General features: G+C 39.4%; 19 protein-coding genes. 7 read left to right on the forward strand and 12 right to left on the reverse strand.

Annotated elements, in window-relative coordinates:
• Positions 1–12 precede the first annotated feature (12 nt).
• From J663_RS10105 to msrA, 3 genes are all read left to right on the forward strand, one after another.
• Positions 13–522 carry a dihydrofolate reductase gene (locus tag J663_RS10105; protein WP_032035374.1) on the forward strand — a complete coding sequence of 170 codons (510 nt, stop codon included), beginning with the start codon at positions 13–15 and terminating at the stop codon, positions 520–522.
• A 14-nt stretch (positions 523–536) separates the two neighbouring features.
• Positions 537–1,592, forward strand: coding sequence for a DUF4105 domain-containing protein (locus J663_RS10110; protein WP_033849487.1), 1,056 nt, complete (start codon positions 537–539; stop codon positions 1,590–1,592).
• A gap of 100 nt (positions 1,593–1,692) precedes the next feature.
• The gene (gene msrA, locus J663_RS10115) at positions 1,693–2,217 is read left to right on the forward strand and encodes a peptide-methionine (S)-S-oxide reductase MsrA (protein WP_033849489.1); all 525 of its coding nucleotides are present in this window, start codon (positions 1,693–1,695) and stop codon (positions 2,215–2,217) included.
• Between the two features lie 57 nt (positions 2,218–2,274).
• On the opposite strand, the gene J663_RS10120 is transcribed toward msrA, so the two are convergent.
• From J663_RS10120 to J663_RS10140, 5 genes are all read right to left on the reverse strand, one after another.
• A complete protein-coding gene (locus tag J663_RS10120) occupies positions 2,275–2,679 on the reverse strand; it encodes an ExbD/TolR family protein (protein ID WP_000885432.1) in 405 nt (134 codons plus the stop codon).
• Positions 2,679–3,299 carry a MotA/TolQ/ExbB proton channel family protein gene (locus tag J663_RS10125; protein ID WP_001011664.1) on the reverse strand — a complete coding sequence of 207 codons (621 nt, stop codon included), beginning with the start codon at positions 3,297–3,299 and terminating at the stop codon, positions 2,679–2,681. Before J663_RS10125 ends, J663_RS10120 begins: the two co-directional genes overlap by 1 nt.
• A 43-nt stretch (positions 3,300–3,342) precedes the next feature.
• On the reverse strand, positions 3,343–4,092 hold the full coding sequence (locus J663_RS10130; RefSeq protein WP_033849492.1) for an energy transducer TonB: 750 nt from the start codon (positions 4,090–4,092) through the stop codon (positions 3,343–3,345).
• 380 nt (positions 4,093–4,472) lie between these two features.
• A complete protein-coding gene (gene purU, locus J663_RS10135; protein WP_005066088.1) occupies positions 4,473–5,336 on the reverse strand; it encodes a formyltetrahydrofolate deformylase in 864 nt (287 codons plus the stop codon).
• Between the two features lie 74 nt (positions 5,337–5,410).
• Entirely contained in the window at positions 5,411–6,103 is a 693-nt protein-coding gene (locus tag J663_RS10140; protein ID WP_002114968.1) for a TetR/AcrR family transcriptional regulator, read from the reverse strand.
• A gap of 112 nt (positions 6,104–6,215) precedes the next feature.
• Here J663_RS10140 and J663_RS10145 point away from each other — a divergent pair, with 112 nt between their 5' ends.
• From J663_RS10145 to J663_RS10160, 4 genes are all read left to right on the forward strand, one after another.
• Entirely contained in the window at positions 6,216–7,664 is a 1,449-nt protein-coding gene (locus J663_RS10145; RefSeq protein ID WP_033849495.1) for a coniferyl aldehyde dehydrogenase, read from the forward strand.
• A gap of 167 nt (positions 7,665–7,831) precedes the next feature.
• Positions 7,832–8,068 carry a 50S ribosomal protein L28 gene (gene rpmB, locus J663_RS10150; protein WP_000048256.1) on the forward strand — a complete coding sequence of 79 codons (237 nt, stop codon included), beginning with the start codon at positions 7,832–7,834 and terminating at the stop codon, positions 8,066–8,068.
• Positions 8,069–8,080: 12 nt separating this feature from the next.
• Positions 8,081–8,236 carry a 50S ribosomal protein L33 gene (gene rpmG, locus J663_RS10155; RefSeq protein WP_001205031.1) on the forward strand — a complete coding sequence of 52 codons (156 nt, stop codon included), beginning with the start codon at positions 8,081–8,083 and terminating at the stop codon, positions 8,234–8,236.
• Positions 8,237–8,383: 147 nt separating this feature from the next.
• Positions 8,384–10,093 carry a cation:proton antiporter gene (locus J663_RS10160; RefSeq protein WP_033849497.1) on the forward strand — a complete coding sequence of 570 codons (1,710 nt, stop codon included), beginning with the start codon at positions 8,384–8,386 and terminating at the stop codon, positions 10,091–10,093.
• A gap of 36 nt (positions 10,094–10,129) precedes the next feature.
• Here J663_RS10160 and J663_RS10165 read toward each other — a convergent pair whose 3' ends face one another.
• The 7 genes from J663_RS10165 to J663_RS10195 form a co-directional block, all read right to left on the reverse strand.
• On the reverse strand, positions 10,130–10,408 hold the full coding sequence (locus J663_RS10165) for a hypothetical protein (protein ID WP_002114792.1): 279 nt from the start codon (positions 10,406–10,408) through the stop codon (positions 10,130–10,132).
• A gap of 112 nt (positions 10,409–10,520) precedes the next feature.
• Positions 10,521–11,024: a DUF6586 family protein gene (locus J663_RS10170; protein WP_005066079.1), complete on the reverse strand. Its 504-nt coding sequence runs from the start codon at positions 11,022–11,024 to the stop codon at positions 10,521–10,523.
• Between the two features lie 80 nt (positions 11,025–11,104).
• Positions 11,105–11,467: an ASCH domain-containing protein gene (locus tag J663_RS10175; RefSeq protein WP_033849499.1), complete on the reverse strand. Its 363-nt coding sequence runs from the start codon at positions 11,465–11,467 to the stop codon at positions 11,105–11,107.
• Between the two features lie 9 nt (positions 11,468–11,476).
• On the reverse strand, positions 11,477–11,716 hold the full coding sequence (locus tag J663_RS10180; protein WP_002115113.1) for an RNA recognition motif domain-containing protein: 240 nt from the start codon (positions 11,714–11,716) through the stop codon (positions 11,477–11,479).
• A 73-nt stretch (positions 11,717–11,789) separates the two neighbouring features.
• Positions 11,790–13,769, reverse strand: coding sequence for an ATP-dependent helicase (locus tag J663_RS10185; RefSeq protein WP_033849663.1), 1,980 nt, complete (start codon positions 13,767–13,769; stop codon positions 11,790–11,792).
• Between the two features lie 114 nt (positions 13,770–13,883).
• Positions 13,884–14,465: an HdeD family acid-resistance protein gene (locus tag J663_RS10190; RefSeq protein WP_081404697.1), complete on the reverse strand. Its 582-nt coding sequence runs from the start codon at positions 14,463–14,465 to the stop codon at positions 13,884–13,886.
• 126 nt (positions 14,466–14,591) lie between these two features.
• Positions 14,592–15,350 (reverse strand): hypothetical protein, encoded by a 759-nt coding sequence (locus J663_RS10195; protein WP_032035381.1) that lies wholly within the window; start codon positions 15,348–15,350, stop codon positions 14,592–14,594.
• Positions 15,351–15,396 lie beyond the last annotated feature (46 nt).

Consider the following 15,396-nt stretch of genomic DNA (forward strand, 5'->3'; position numbering starts at 1 on the left):
GAGAATAAGATTATGGCATGGCAAAATGTAGAAGTTGTCCACGTTGTGGCAATGGACAAAAATCATTGTATTGGTAAAGGCAATGCGTTGCCATGGCATATTTCTGCCGACTTAAAACACTTTAAAGAAATCACACAAGGTGGCGTGGTCGTGATGGGTCGTAAAACCCTTGAGTCTATGGGCCGTGCTCTACCAAACCGTGTGAACTGGGTAATTACCCGTGACATTAACTGGCAATTTGATGGCGTTAAAGTTGCGTATTCAATTGAAGATGCTTTAAATGCAGCTTTAGAAGATGTAAAGAATACCGAAAAACAAGCTTTGTTCATTATTGGTGGTGGTGAAATCTTTAAGCAAACCTTGTCGATTGCAGACCGTCTTGAACTTACTCATGTTGACTTAGATGTGCAAGGTGATGCACATTATCCAACAATACCGAGTGAATTTCATAAAATTGCGAGTGAACAGCAAGTTGATGAAAAATCAGGAACTTCATTCGAGTTTGCGACTTATAAAAAATAATTTTATGGATGCCTATGCACAATATCGGAACACGTGAATTTATTATTGCTCTACTTTTTGGGCTGCTACATAGTCTATTCACGCTGTTTATTGTGTTCTCTAGCATTTGGGTATGCGTAGCGCTCTGGGTTCAACAACCTTTTGGCTGGTTAGGTAGTCGCATACTTATTGGCATCTGGATTGCTTTTGCACTCAGTATGGCTGGCTTATATGTTGAAGGTCATCTTATTAGCCGCCGTACCGATATCCTGATTTACCTTGCTGCCTTTGCTTGTTCACTAGTCTGGTATTTTTCGATTACTGCACGTCAAGATCGTGATTGGAACCCAGAAGTTGCCAATATGCTGAGTTACGAAAAGCATGGCGATGTAGTTACTTTACACAATGTTCGTAACTTCAACTGGCATCCTGACGGAACCTATGATGTCCGCTGGGAAACCCGAACTTTTGATCTAAACCAGTTGAATGGTATAAATATCATTGCCTCTTACTGGATGGGGCCACAAATTGCCCATACACTGGTAAGTTTCGAATTTGCTCACCAACAACCTTTAGTCTTTTCAATTGAAATTCGCAAAGAAAAGAGTGAAGAGTTTTCGGCAATTGGCGGATTTTTTAGGAAATATGAACTGAGCTTAATTGCTTCTGATGAAAAAGATATTGTTTACACACGCAGTAACATCCGCAAAGAGCAAGTTTATAATTTTCCTGTTAACATGCCTCGTAGTGAGCAAAAGGCTTTATTTTTAGAATATCTAAAGAAATCCGATGAACTTCGTGCAGAACCAAAATGGTACAACACTTTAACCAGTAACTGTACAACCTTAATTTTTGATATGGTTCAAGCGATTAACCCCTATCAGCTTCCTAAAGATTATCGTCTAATCGCTTCAGGTTACTTACCTAATTATTTATATGATCTTAAAGCACTTAATCAAAATATCAGTTTAAAACAGTGGTATCAAATTGCGCATATCAACCCACGTACTGAGAATTTTGAACAACTTTCAGATCAGAGTAGTCAACACTTCTCTCAAATCGTTCGACAAGGTTTACCTAAAGCTAAATGAAATAAGTAATGCACTTTTCTTTACTTTTTTATACATGCTTTACTTTGTATTTTAAATACATAAACCCTATTGTAATAGGCAGGAAATAGAGGGAAAAACAATGCAACAGGCATTATTTGGCGGCGGCTGTTTTTGGTGCGTCGAAGCTGTATTTTTACAAATACGCGGTGTAGAAAAAGTAACGAGTGGTTATGCAGGTGGACACACCACTAACCCTACCTACGAGCAAGTATGTCAAGGAGACACCCAGCACGCTGAGGTGATCTTAGTCGACTTTGATGAAGAGCAAGTAACTTACTCCCAGTTACTCGACGTGTTCTTTGCGACTCATGATCCAACGACTTTAAATCGCCAAGGTAATGATATTGGCACGCAATACCGCTCTGTTATTTACTATTATAATGAAGAGCAAAAGCAGGCAGCGGAACACACGATTCGGACTCTAAAAAATGACGATCTTGATATTGTGACTGAGCTGTCCCCTGTTCCGACGTTCTATCCGGCAGAAGAATATCATCAGAATTACTATGCAAAGAATCCTTCACAAGGTTATTGCAACTTTGCGATTCCACCAAAGCTGCTCAAGCTATATAGTAAATTCCAGCATCTGATGAAAGAGCAATAAATCAGAGCAATAAAAAAGCAACCAGTTTGGTTGCTTTTTTATTGAGTAAACTAAATTTTAGTTTTCACTTACAAAGGCAATATCGCTCAGTCCGGCTTCACTGGCGCGAGACATTACCTGAGCAACAGTATCGTACTTCGACTCTTTATCAGCACGAAGTTGAACTGTTGGTTTAACATCACCTTGACCTGCTTCTTGAAAACGTTTTTGAAGCTCATCTAGGCTAATTACTTGAGTATCCCAAGCCACTTCACCATTTGCATTGATACTAATCGTAATAGCTTTTGGTGGTGGATCAATAATTTCAGCAGTTGTTTTAGGAAGCGTTAATGGAATCGATGGGTTGGCAACTGTTGCTGTGACCAAAAAGATGATCATTAACACCAACATAATGTCGATTAGCGGAATGAGATTCATCTCATTCATGCCACTATCGTGGTCTTCACCCAATTGAAAAGCCATTAAGCTTGACCTCCAACGTAACTTTGCTGTGCAGTTTTAACATCAGACTTTACAGTTGAGTCTTGCTGCAACATCGTGTCAATTAACAAGCTGTGCGCTTGATCTTGTAAGTCATGAGCAAGACCACGGTTTGCACGTACACAAATGTTATAAGCCAATACCGCTGGAATCGCAACTGCAAGACCAAGACCCGTCATAATAAGCGCTTCACCTACTGGTGTAGCCACTTGAGCCAAACCTGCTTGTCCGCTTTTACCTACCGCAACAAGCGCATGGAAAATACCCCAAACTGTACCAAACAAACCTACGAATGGTGCAATTGAAGCAATCGTTCCTAAAACAGAAATACCTTTATCAGCATTGGCCTTTTCAGCAGAAATCTGACGAAGTAATGCCTGCTCTGCAACCGCTTTACGCTGTTCAAAACTCAAAGGTTGTAACTTTGCTTTTAACGAAGTGATAGCCTGAGAAAGTTGAGCATAAGCTTGTTGTTTTAGCTGGCGAGTCCCCATCAAACGTAAGATGAAAACTGTCCAGGTAGCAATCGACATTGCCAATAAGATGAAATACAGGGTTTTACTCACTGCATCTGCATGTTGCCAATAGATTGAAAAGTTCATATTGAACTCCTGATTAAGGTTAGCCGTTGGGACTCAAATTCATTTAAGGGGTTAAATCAAAGGGTTGCTCTGCTTTAATTGGATAAGCAACACCATTTTCCATATAAGGTTTAAATTTCGCACCGCGAACAGCACGGACTACTTTGTCATCTAGACTTGAAATACCACTACTTCTAGTCACTCGTACATTAATAATTTTGCCTTTTTCATCGGCTTCAATAAGTACCATGACAGAGCGTGCTTCGCCTTGTAAATCTTTTGAAGAAACTGTTAAACGTGGTGAACGGCTCCACTGTACACCCGAACCCCCAATTGAAACGCGTTTCGGTGATGGATCTGGGGCAGGTTGAGCTTTAGGCGCTTCTTGTACTACCGGCTTAGGTTTTTCAACAACTTTTTCAGTAACAGTTGTCGTTACCACTTTGGTTTCAACTTTAGGTTCTGTCTTTACTGTTTCTTTTGGTGTTTCAGCTTTTTTCACCTGTTGAATTTTTTCCACTTTTTTAGGTGGTGTCACAGGTTTTTCAACAACTTTAACTTCTTTTACCTCTTTCTTAGGTTCCGGCTTTTTAGGCGGTTCCTTTGGCTTAGGAGGTAGTGGTTTTGGTTGCTCTTGAATTTTTACGAAACGTACCTGTAAAGGCTTCTTCTCGATTGGCTTTAATTCAGCAGGCTTAATATGGCTGACCGCCCATAAGACCCCGATATGACCAATTGCAACCGCAATTAGTGCCGTGATGACTTTCTTTTTCATCGGATTGGGAGAGTTTAAGGCTGCGGAAGATTGACTCATAAGAATCTAATTACCTAATGGATGATGATTTCAGATTTCTATTTGTAGAAACGATTTCAAACATCGGATAGAACAATAAAGTGCCACAATAATAAATGAGAAGTGTTTTCATTTGCAACTATTTTTTGAGAAAAACATTTGCTCAATATCACTAATTTGTATCAGTTGAGTGTCTTTGCTTTTGTTTTCTCATAGTTACATGAACGCGTATCTCTTGTTCACAAAGTGTTTAATCTAACTTATATAGGTAGGCTAATTTCACTATGAAGAGATCGAATCCTACCATAAATTCATTCAATATTGTTACGTTATATCATTTCAATATTTTTTTTGATATAAAAAAACACGCATGAAGCGTGCTTTTTTAAAATAAGCGTTATTTAAAAAACAACCGTCTTGTTACCATCAACAATAATACGGTCTTCTAAATGCCATTTTACTGCGCGAGCCAATACATTACGCTCAACATCTTCACCTAGCTCACGAAGTTGCTCAACATTATAGTCATGGCTTACACGCTCAACGTCTTGCTCAATAATTGGACCTTGGTCTAAATCAGCAGTCACATAGTGAGCTGTCGCACCAATCAACTTCACACCTTTTTCATAAGCTTGTTTGTATGGATTAGCACCAACGAAAGCTGGCAAGAAAGAATGGTGAATATTGATGATTTTCATTTCCCATTTCGCAACAAAATCTTCGCTTAAAATCTGCATGTAACGTGCAAGAACTAATAAGTCATTGCCCTGCATCATTTCATCAATTTGTGCATAAGCTTCAGCTTTATTATCTTTAGTTACTTTAATTACAGTAAATGGAATACCGAAGTTCTCAACAGATTCACGTAAGTCTTCATGATTTGAAATCACATGCGTAATTTCACAAGGTAACGACCCACGTGCATGACGCCACAATAACTCAAGTAAAGCATGGTCGACTTTAGAAACTAAAATACCAACCTTTTTAATTTCATTTACGAAAGCAAGACGCCATTGCATGCCATAACGCTCAGCAACGTTGGCAGCAAATGTTTGAATTAATGCATCTTTACGTGACTGTAAATGATCAAGTTCAAACTCAACACGCATAAAATAACGTCCACCCTGAGCTTCCGTCGCATATTGGTCAAGCGCGGTAATGTTTGCACCTTGGTGGTACAAAAAGCTCGATACAGCCTGTACGATCCCAGGCTTGTCTTCACAAGTAATCAGTAAACGGGCTGTATTGGCAGTGGTCATATTCATTTGGTTAATATCACTTAATTGAGTCAAATTTTTAATAAGCCGAGTATTCTAGCGCTCTAAATAGGCAAGTACAACTATTCATCTTTTAATGACGACAAGCTGGCGAATAGATCAGAAGGCCCCAGTGAATCAAGCAACTGCTCGTAAGTTGCTCGGCTTTCCCCCATAAGATAAGGACCTTCAAGGAAAACCATTTGACGTAATGCCTGCCAAACCCATTTCTCTTCTAAGTGGTTATTGTCACTAATGTGACCAGACATATATAAAAAGTTTGTCCAGTTTGTTAATACAATCCATAAGTTAATAATGAGCGCTTCAATTTCAGATGGCGTCATTTTCATAAGGCCGGCATCGACAAAGGCTTGATAAATCTTTTGCCCCTGTTGCATGACCTGTCCAGCAAACCGTGGATAAATCTTTTTAAAGTCTTCGTTACTTTCAACTAAATGATAGACATCACGATGGATAAAACGGTAACTCCAGAGTTGACCACTTAATACTTGAAAATAGTTAATTTTATCATTGGTCGTTAGTGGTCTGTCTTCAGGTAAAGAAAGCATTTCCAAAGTCTCAACCTGATATTGGTACATTAATTCTTTAATAATTTCATGCTTATTCCGGAAATGGTAATACAAGTTTCCAGGACTAATACCTAACTCCGCCGCAATATGATTGGTTGTAACCGACCGTTCACCTCGCTCGTTAAAAAGCTGCAAACTGATTTGTAAAATCCGGTCTTTTGTCTTCAGAGCTTTAGGTAGAGACATTTTAATAACCTTTAATAATTCACATGGTTAAGACTTAAACACATAAACCGACTTGACTATTTAGAGTATTTACTCTAAAAAATAAGTATATCAGTATATTTGGTAAGTACCGATGAACAGTCAAACAAAAACAAATCCAGAGACTCAGCTTCCTTATGATGTTAAGCATTTACATGATTTGCTTGAACAACAAAAGCTTGCTTATTTACGTCATCCGGTACCCACTGCTAAAGAGCGTATTGATCGTTTAGCTCGTCTTAAAAGAGTCTTGGTAAAATATCAAGATCAGATTGCCGAAGCAATTAACCTTGATTATGGCAATCGTGCAGTTATGGAAACAAAAATTGGTGAACTACTCACGAGTTTGGAACAAATCAAATATTACAGTAAACATCTGACTGCATGGATGAAACCATCAAAACGCCATATCAGTGTATTACATCAGCCAGCAAAAGGTTGGGTACAATATCAGCCTATGGGTGTGATTGGTATTATTACACCATGGAATTATCCATTATTACTTTCGGTTGGACCTCTGATCTGTGCATTAGCTGCGGGCAATCATGCAATGATCAAAATTTCTAGCGCCTCACCAAACTTTGGCCGAGTCCTTGAAAGTGCATTGGCAGAAGCATTTCCACAAGAATTAGTTGCTGTGGTAAATGGTGGTGGCGTTATTTCAGATGCGTTTAGTCATTTGCCTTTTGACAAAATGATTTTCACAGGCTCAACTTCTGTTGGTAAAACAGTGATGGCAGCCGCAGCTCAAAACCTAGTTCCAATAATTCTCGAGTTAGGCGGAAAATCTCCTGCCCTTGTGCATGCATCTATGGATATGAAAGATGTGGCTCAACGTATTGCTGTAGGTAAATTGTGGAATGCAGGACAAACTTGTGTTGCACCTGATCATATTTTCTTACCACGCGGCAAAACTGCCGAGTTCATCGAAAACTTTAAATTGATTGTAGCTGGAATGTATCCTCATTTCCGAAACAACCAAGACTACACTTCTATTATTAATGATAAACAGTACAACCGCATTCAGGGTTATCTTGAAAATGCCCGTGATCAAGGCGCACGTATTGTTGAAATTAATCCGCAAAATGAAATTTTAGATGATGTCCGTAAAATTGCACCGACTTTAGTCACTGGCGTGACGACCGCAATGGATATTATGCAAAATGAAATCTTTGGGCCTATTTTACCGATTTTAGAATATGACCAAATAGAAGAAGTCATCGAATTCATTAATAGTCGTCCACGTCCTTTAGCGATGTATTATTTTGACTATGATCAAGCGCGTGCTGACTATATTGCACAGCACACCCATTCAGGGCATTTTGGAATTAACATGGTGATTACCCATGTTGCACAAGATGATTTACCGTTTGGCGGAATTGGCGCATCAGGTATGGGTAAATATCACGGACCAGAGGGCTTTTTTAGCCTTTCTCATGAGCGTTCGGTGATGTCAAATTCAAAACTTTATAGCCTTAAATACATTCTTCCACCGTTCAATAAGCCGATTCATCGATTCATTTCGAAAACCTTGTTGCGCTAACTGATCAAGGCATGATCTGTTATACTAAATCATGCCTCGTTTTTACCAATTTCGCTTGTCTTTTAATCGTATTTTTGGTATAAAACGCCCCTTGAATGAATTCATCCGTTTACATTTAGTATGACTGGCCACAGATTTGCTGTTGGCTGAATCAATGGAGTTACACCATGTCTAAGGTTTGCCAAGTTACCGGCAAGCGTCCAGTCGTTGGTAACAACGTCTCACACGCCAACAACAAAACCAAGCGCCGGTTCGAGCCGAACCTGCACCACCACCGTTTCTGGTTAGAAAGCGAAAAACGTTTTGTACGTCTTCGTTTAACCACTAAAGGTATGCGTATTATTGACAAATTGGGTATCGAAAAGGTTGTTGCAGACCTTCGTGCTCAAGGTCAAAAGATCTAAGGAGTCTGAGCAATGCGTGATAAGATTCGCCTCGTTTCTTCAGCTGGTACAGGTTACTTCTATACCACGACTAAAAACAAACGTACTATGCCGGAAAAAATGGAAATCAAAAAATTTGATCCAAAAATCCGTCAACACGTGATTTTCAAAGAAGCTAAAATCAAATAATTTTAGCCTCGAAAAAAACGACTTCTTTATGAAGTCGTTTTTTTTTGCATTTTTTTTATACCTACCTTTTTGTTAAACTTTCTCTACATTCCGCCTTGGCATTTTTTATGCTTGTTTTTAGCCTAACTCACGTAAAAGGAGTTTTTAGTGCCGCATGACGTAGATTTAATTATTTTACTTGCTGTTGGTTTCGGCGTTGCCCTCATTTTTGGCTACATTGCAGCCCGATTACGACTCCCCCCTCTTATCGGCTATTTAATTGCCGGAATTATTATTAGCCCAAATACACCCGGTATAGAAGCAGATATCCACCTTGCCAACCAGCTTGCAGAACTCGGGGTCATGTTCCTGATGTTTGGTGTAGGGATGCACTTTTCATTAAAAGACTTATTACTGGTTCGTCGTATTGCCTTGCCTGGCGCAATTTTACAAATCGCTGTGGCAACCTTACTTGGTATTGGCGTTTCAATGCTATGGGGATGGAGTTTCGGGTCTGCACTCGTTTTTGGCTTAAGTCTATCGTGTGCGAGTACAGTTGTATTATTAAAAGCATTAGGAGACCGAGGTCTTTTAGACTCAGTTAACGGCAAAATTGCTGTGGGTTGGCTGTTAGTCGAAGATTTAGTGATGGTACTGGTTTTAGTACTTCTTCCGGCTACAGCTGTTTTACTCGGTGGAAAAGCACCGGCAGGTGCAGACGGTAATATCTGGTTAACCCTTGGGATAACCTTATTAAAGGTGATTGGCTTTATTGCCTTTATGCTTATTGTAGGCAAGCGCGTTGTGCCTATTATTATGCAATTTGTTGCTCGTTTAGGGTCCAGAGAGCTATTTACGCTGACTGTCGTCGCTGCTGCAGTTTCGATTGCTTATGGTTCTTATGCCATCTTTGGGGTTTCAATGGCTTTAGGGGCATTCTTTGCGGGTATGGTCGTTAAAGAATCAGACTTTAGCCATCGTGCAGAAGAAGAGACTCTCCCACTACGTGAAATTTTCTCGATTTTATTTTTCGTTTCTGTGGGAATGCTGTTTGATCCACATATTCTTGTTGAGAGCCCGCTCCATATTTTAGCTGTTATCGCGATTATTATGGTGGGTAAGACACTCGCTGCAATGGCATTGGTTTTATTCTTCCGCTATCCAATCAATACAGCTTTAACAGTCGGGGCAAGCCTTGCACAGATTGGTGAATTTTCATTTATTTTGGCGACCTTGGGTGTTTCTTTAGGCCTACTGAGCTTAGAAGCTCAGAATTTAATTCTAGCGGGCGCTTTATTTTCAATTACGCTTAACTCTTTCGTCTTCTCAGCGATTGAACCTGTACAACGCTGGATTCGTGAACGCTCTCACTTAGCTCGACTGCTTGAACGTAGTGGTGACCCATTGGCAATGTTACCCGATGAAGTAGATCAAGCTTACTTACGTGATCAGGTCGTAATTGTGGGATATGGCGGTGTAGGAAGACGCATCACTGAAAATCTAATTAATGAGAATATTAAGGTCGTTATTGCTGAAGAGAATCGTGAAATCGTAGAAAAACTACGTAACGCAAATATTGCTGCTGTGAGTGGTGTTGCTACTGAACCAAGTGTTTTAATTCAAGCACATATCATGCATGCACGACTCTTAGTAATCTCACCTATGGATATTTTAGATATTCACCGTATTGTGGCGATTGCCAAGCAATTAAACCCTCAAATTCAGGTATTAATTTGCGCGGAAAGCAAAGAAGAAGCAGCGGTTATCCGTGACGAAAATATTGGAGAGGTGTTCTATGCAAAAGAGGAAATGGCAAAGAATATGAGCCACCACATCTTAAATCAGATCGAGCTTGCTCATCAGTCAACGGTTCATTAACTCCATATAAAAAGCGTACTCAAGAGTACGCTTTTTTTAACTCAAGAATTTAGGCTGTTCGTCTAATACCTCAGCCTGCCACTCGTTTACCTGCTTTTCCAGCAGTCCAAACAATGCAGCCTGAATCATATGCTGAGCAACAACTGGAGTCTGCTCACCCAAGATTGCTTTGACTTCATCGCTAAATTGAATTTTAACCAAGGGTTCATTCTCAGAACCTGCATTACGCAAGGCGAGTTCACCACCTTCGAGTTGAACTAATTCCAACACTGCTTCTTGATTTCCAAATAACTCTTTCAATTGCTGTATAGACATATACTTCCTCCATGTTTCAACATGGTGGCAAAGCACCCTTGCACTTTGCATCTCTTGTCTTATTTATATAGGCACACCTAGTCGAAATTTCAAGCATCTAGGCAGTTTAATTTTAGAACTCGACCATTTCGTTACGAAAACCATCAATTAAATGACTTAATTCTCGGTGCCATTCACGCAAGATTTTAACATCTGGTAACCAAGACTGAGGCCCTTGTGTCACTTTAATAATAAGGTTAGAAGAAGTTTCTTCTTCAGGAGTCGGTTCTTTTGGTTCTGGGGCGTATTGGCACATACGATAAGCTCGTTTTAACTCTGCAACAAAACCATCTTTTGCCAATTGCTGCAAAACGGACACTTCAGGGGAAACCTGTCCTTTTGCCGCCATATGTTCCTCTATAGATTTTAAGGTGGGTTGCAAATCATTTAAACGGTAATAACGTACCAATTCTTGTAAGAACGCTAACATTGCGCCATGTAAATGAAATACAGCTGCTTCACGGTAAGCTTGTACCTGCTGCACATGATCGGTCTGCTCTGCCTGTTGACACGCTAGACGTGCAAAATAGAGCTTCTGATTGGTACGATCGGCATGATAACGAGCAACACGTGACATAACTAAACTTTCCTGTTCTAAAATCGCCATTGCAATAGCTATTCTTAGCTTAACGACTCCATTGATAAAATCAACGTTATTTATGGTAAATCCAGCTCAACTTGATAAATTTTACGTTTAGCTAAAATTTTCACTGGTTGTTTTATAGGACGAACATTACTTAAGACCCAAGCAAAATAGCCTTCACTCCAAGCAGATGCACAGGCTAAATTGACCTCGTCATTTCGCCAAGTATGAACTGAGTCGACATCAACTAAAGCGACAGCAACTCCTTCCTCTTCATCAGTATCTTTAACCAGAAAGTTCTGGTTTTCGACAATTAATAGATCTTTCACTGGTAACTGCGTAGGTATCCATGAACGCACTTCAAGTGTTTTTATACCTTCAGCAATACGAGTACCATTCGGCGTTACAATCGAGAGAGCTAAAAATTGTCTTTTCATCAGGAAAACTTATTCTTCGGCTGCTTTAACTCGAATTCCATAGCCTTTAACTTTAAGCGTATTTAAGCCTTTAATTGCCTTAATCGCTTCACGGGGATTAGGCATTTCAACAAAACCAAAGCCCTTCGATTTACCTGTATCTTTATCAGTCACCAGAACACATGTATCAACTTTACCATATGCCTTGAATAACTCTAAAACTTCAGCTTCACTTACAGCACGATCTAAATTACGAACTAATATCTTCATTTTCTAACCTTAATTGGCAATAAAAGGGAGGGCCAATATACATTTAAGTAATCACAGCGTCTTATACATTAGTTTAGTCCAGATCGATACCAAAACCTAAATTTACTGCAGGAGATCTGTTCCATTGTTTTTTAGTAAATTGCTGAGGTACTTGCCTATGAATTTTTGCTTGAACCAAGTGTGAAGGCAGATCATTTAAGAAATAACTCTCAATTTTACGACCTTGCTCATCATAGGTGTCTTGCGACCACGTATTAAGATTTTGCTTCGTCAAGATTAATTCATTTTCAGCACGCGTTAAGGCGACATACAACACACGGCGCTCTTCCTCAACATCATCAAAATCACCCTGTGCCCTTGCATAAGGATATTGATTTGGTGATACGTGAGGTACATAACAAACTTTCTGTTCGGCACCCTTAGCTGAATGAATCGTAATTAAAGTCACTAAATCTTGATCAGCAGCTTTTTCAATTTCAGAAACAGAAATCGGTTCAAGCACATATTCTTCAAGGAATTCACCTAACGACGCATGTTTGCGTGCAAGTTGCTTAACCAAATCAAAGTCTTTTAAACGGCGCGACCAATCTTTAGTTTTATAATTTTGCTCTAGCTGCTCACCTAAAGCATCGAGAGCCAAGCCAATACTTGCCTCGACATGCTGCTGTAATACATCTAGTTGTTTTAAAATTAAAATCGCTTGTAGAGGTACCTTGCCATGGCGTTCAAGTCGCTGACAACGCTCCTCGACATCAACAATTCCCATCAGCTCTTGGGCTAACTTACTGGCACCAACATCACCGATCCCATCCCACAAGGTTAAAAAACGCATCCATGCTAAATCATCGTGAGGGTTACTCACAATACGTAGCAGGCTCAGTACATCTTTTACATGGGCCGACTCAAGAAGCTTTACCCCACCAATAAAACGATAAGGTATTTCAGCAGCAATAAAAGCCCCTTCTAGGTATCGCGCACTATAACCAGAACGAACTAACACCATATGGTCATGCCAGTTTGCACCTTGCTGATGGCGCGTTATTAAATCTTGTGCAATCCAGTTTGCTTCTTCAAACTCATTACCAAACAAATGTAGCTGTGGCTTTTGCCCTTGGCCACGATGTGCTTGTAGCTGTTTTTGATAATCGATTGGGCTATGTGCCAACAACCAATTTGATAAATCTAGAATTTCTTGGGTCGAGCGATAATTTAAAGCCAGAGTAAGTACTTCTGCATCGGGTATTCGTTCTTTAAAAGAATGGATATTTTCAAAGTCTGCGCCACGAAAGCCATAAATGGACTGAGCGTCATCACCCACGCAAAACAACTTCACTTTACCAATTAAGGGCTGCAACAAAGCCCATTGCAAAGGGTTTGTATCTTGCATTTCATCAACTAGTAATGCCTGACAAAAACCTGCAACCCAATTGGTGAGTGCTTCTGAGTTTTGTAAATGCACCGCCACAATCGACAAGATATCATCGTAATCTAAAAAATTACGCTCTCTTTTGCGTTGCTCATAAGTTTTCATCAACTCAGCAATTTGAGTTTTATGCTCATATGCATCTGGAAGCTGTTTGATTAATGCTTCAGAAAGCTTAGATTGAGTATTTCTTGCATAGGAATATAGATCACACAGCTCTGCCGCTTTAGGTAAAACATTATCTTTGTCTTTACCTCTTAATAAACGGAACATCAGCAACTGATCATCACGATCAATAATACTAAATTGATTTAAGCCAAAAGCTTGTGGATTACGGCGCAGTAAATACATACAAAAAGTATGAAAAGTTGAAGCTCTTAGACCCTTTGCCTGTGCTCCTACATGCTGCTCTACTCTTGCAACAATTTCACTCGCAGCACGTCGAGTAAACGTTAAAATCTGAATTTGGTTTGCTGGTAAGCCTTGATCAATTAAATAGGCAGCACGGGCAACAATCGTCTTAGTCTTGCCACAGCCAGCACCTGCCAAAACTAAACAGTTCTGCGCAGACGTCGTAGCTGCTTTTTTTTGCTGAGCATTTAGTTCATTAATTAATTTTGCAAGACTCATAACACATATCGCTAAAACACCAAGACATAGTTTAACAGACCCAACCACTGATGCGTCTGCTCGTCCTAAAAACAAAAAGAGCACCTAAAGTACTCTTTGCTTCAATAATATTATTTAAGATACTGTTTTTGAACTAGATGGCAGATGCTTAATCGCAGAAGCCAGACCTAGAAAATTAATTCCTTGAAATAAGATATCTATGGCAAGGAACATGCCTAACACCCAAAAAGGTGAATCTTTAGAAACCAAAATCAAAATACCTGTAGCGAGTGTTAATAATCCTGAAAATAAGGTCCAACCCCACCCAGTAATTGGTTTAAGTAAAATCGCGTTTACTGTACGTATAGCTCCGGCAATAATCAGTGCTATTGATAATAAGCTCGTCAAAACTACGGCTGTTGTTACGGGAGTAGAAAAAGCATAGTAGCCCGCCATTAGATAAAGCACACCAAAAAGTGCCCATAACCAACGGCTTGCACCTTTAAAAACACTAATGGCCGCGACAAGATGTAAAACACCTCCGACCATCATGAGTATTCCAAATAAAAAAACCACAGAAAAGGTCGCAAATGGTAATGAACTAAACAAAATCAGACCGAAGCCAATAAGCACAAAGCCTAATATCAAATACCACTTACGATCAGCATGTAACTGATTACGCACCAAATCATTACCGACAGTTTTCATCTTGGCCACTCTTATTATCAGGTATTAGAATTTCATCTACCTAATAATAGTGATCCACTTCACATTTTTTGTCTGTATAAGATCTGCATCGTTTCTTATCAATTAATGTGGATAAAGCAGTATTTATCCACAATTTTATTTCACCCAACCAATTTCTTGAGCTGTAGGTAAACCTATTATCGTTTCATGTAAACCATTCGGCATTTTACTGCTCTGCTCAGATAATGGTGTTCGACCACCCATGATTTCAGCGTCAGTTTGCGGATATAAAGGCACTTTTTCAGGTTGCGCATAACCTAGAGGGTAAAGCGGTTGACCAGTTTCTAAATCATATTTGTCTTGTGCCCCAAAGCCATGTAATAGCTCATGAACAATCACAACCTGATTTTGGGAAGCTTGTGTTTTAGTCGCAAATAAATTCACACTACCAATACGACCTTTTTCCAAAGCAGTCGAATGGATCAAAACTTTTTGATAATTGGGATCGTAATAATTTAAATAAAGTTTAAGTGATGCCCCATTGTCTTCAGATTGTTGATGTCGCCATGCATAAAAACGGAACTTTAAACTCCACCACATCACATGAAAGATATTGGCATTTTGAGGAACCTCAGGAGGTCGTTGCTGTAATGGCTGACCTAAACGAATTACAAAGTTTCCTGATTGACCACGATAGTGTTGCGACCATTCTGCCAAATAATTTCTTATTCCCTCAAAATCAGTGTATTGCAATTGATGAATATAGCTCTGCGTTGTCTGCAAACCATCTGCATTAATAGGATGTAAAACGACAACAATAGGTTGATTCCAGTCTTGGTTTTGATCTCGCCATGCCTGAACAGCAACAATCAATAAAATAATTAACAAACATAAAACTCGAATGTTTTTCCACATTCTTTTTCCCTATACATTTAAAATTTTCTTTTATTGTTTTAGATAT

Source organism: Acinetobacter sp. 826659, from assembly GCF_000588515.1.
Classification (GTDB): domain Bacteria; phylum Pseudomonadota; class Gammaproteobacteria; order Pseudomonadales; family Moraxellaceae; genus Acinetobacter; species Acinetobacter pittii.

What these genes read in the sequence shown, in the direction of transcription:
- J663_RS10170 (WP_005066079.1), bottom strand. Translation starts at nt 11,024, where the DNA reads ATGTCACGTGTTGCTCGTTATCATGCCGATCGTACCAATCAGAAGCTC.
- J663_RS10185 (WP_033849663.1), bottom strand. Translation starts at nt 13,769, where the DNA reads ATGAGTCTTGCAAAATTAATTAATGAACTAAATGCTCAGCAAAAAAAA.
- J663_RS10105 (WP_032035374.1), top strand. Translation starts at nt 13, where the DNA reads ATGGCATGGCAAAATGTAGAAGTTGTCCACGTTGTGGCAATGGACAAA.
- J663_RS10110 (WP_033849487.1), top strand. Translation starts at nt 537, where the DNA reads ATGCACAATATCGGAACACGTGAATTTATTATTGCTCTACTTTTTGGG.
- J663_RS10145 (WP_033849495.1), top strand. Translation starts at nt 6,216, where the DNA reads ATGAACAGTCAAACAAAAACAAATCCAGAGACTCAGCTTCCTTATGAT.
- J663_RS10120 (WP_000885432.1), bottom strand. Translation starts at nt 2,679, where the DNA reads ATGGCTTTTCAATTGGGTGAAGACCACGATAGTGGCATGAATGAGATG.
- rpmB (WP_000048256.1), top strand. Translation starts at nt 7,832, where the DNA reads ATGTCTAAGGTTTGCCAAGTTACCGGCAAGCGTCCAGTCGTTGGTAAC.
- rpmG (WP_001205031.1), top strand. Translation starts at nt 8,081, where the DNA reads ATGCGTGATAAGATTCGCCTCGTTTCTTCAGCTGGTACAGGTTACTTC.
- J663_RS10180 (WP_002115113.1), bottom strand. Translation starts at nt 11,716, where the DNA reads ATGAAGATATTAGTTCGTAATTTAGATCGTGCTGTAAGTGAAGCTGAA.
- msrA (WP_033849489.1), top strand. Translation starts at nt 1,693, where the DNA reads ATGCAACAGGCATTATTTGGCGGCGGCTGTTTTTGGTGCGTCGAAGCT.
- purU (WP_005066088.1), bottom strand. Translation starts at nt 5,336, where the DNA reads ATGAATATGACCACTGCCAATACAGCCCGTTTACTGATTACTTGTGAA.
- J663_RS10140 (WP_002114968.1), bottom strand. Translation starts at nt 6,103, where the DNA reads ATGTCTCTACCTAAAGCTCTGAAGACAAAAGACCGGATTTTACAAATC.
- J663_RS10125 (WP_001011664.1), bottom strand. Translation starts at nt 3,299, where the DNA reads ATGAACTTTTCAATCTATTGGCAACATGCAGATGCAGTGAGTAAAACC.
- J663_RS10165 (WP_002114792.1), bottom strand. Translation starts at nt 10,408, where the DNA reads ATGTCTATACAGCAATTGAAAGAGTTATTTGGAAATCAAGAAGCAGTG.
- J663_RS10195 (WP_032035381.1), bottom strand. Translation starts at nt 15,350, where the DNA reads ATGTGGAAAAACATTCGAGTTTTATGTTTGTTAATTATTTTATTGATT.
- J663_RS10130 (WP_033849492.1), bottom strand. Translation starts at nt 4,092, where the DNA reads ATGAGTCAATCTTCCGCAGCCTTAAACTCTCCCAATCCGATGAAAAAG.
- J663_RS10175 (WP_033849499.1), bottom strand. Translation starts at nt 11,467, where the DNA reads ATGAAAAGACAATTTTTAGCTCTCTCGATTGTAACGCCGAATGGTACT.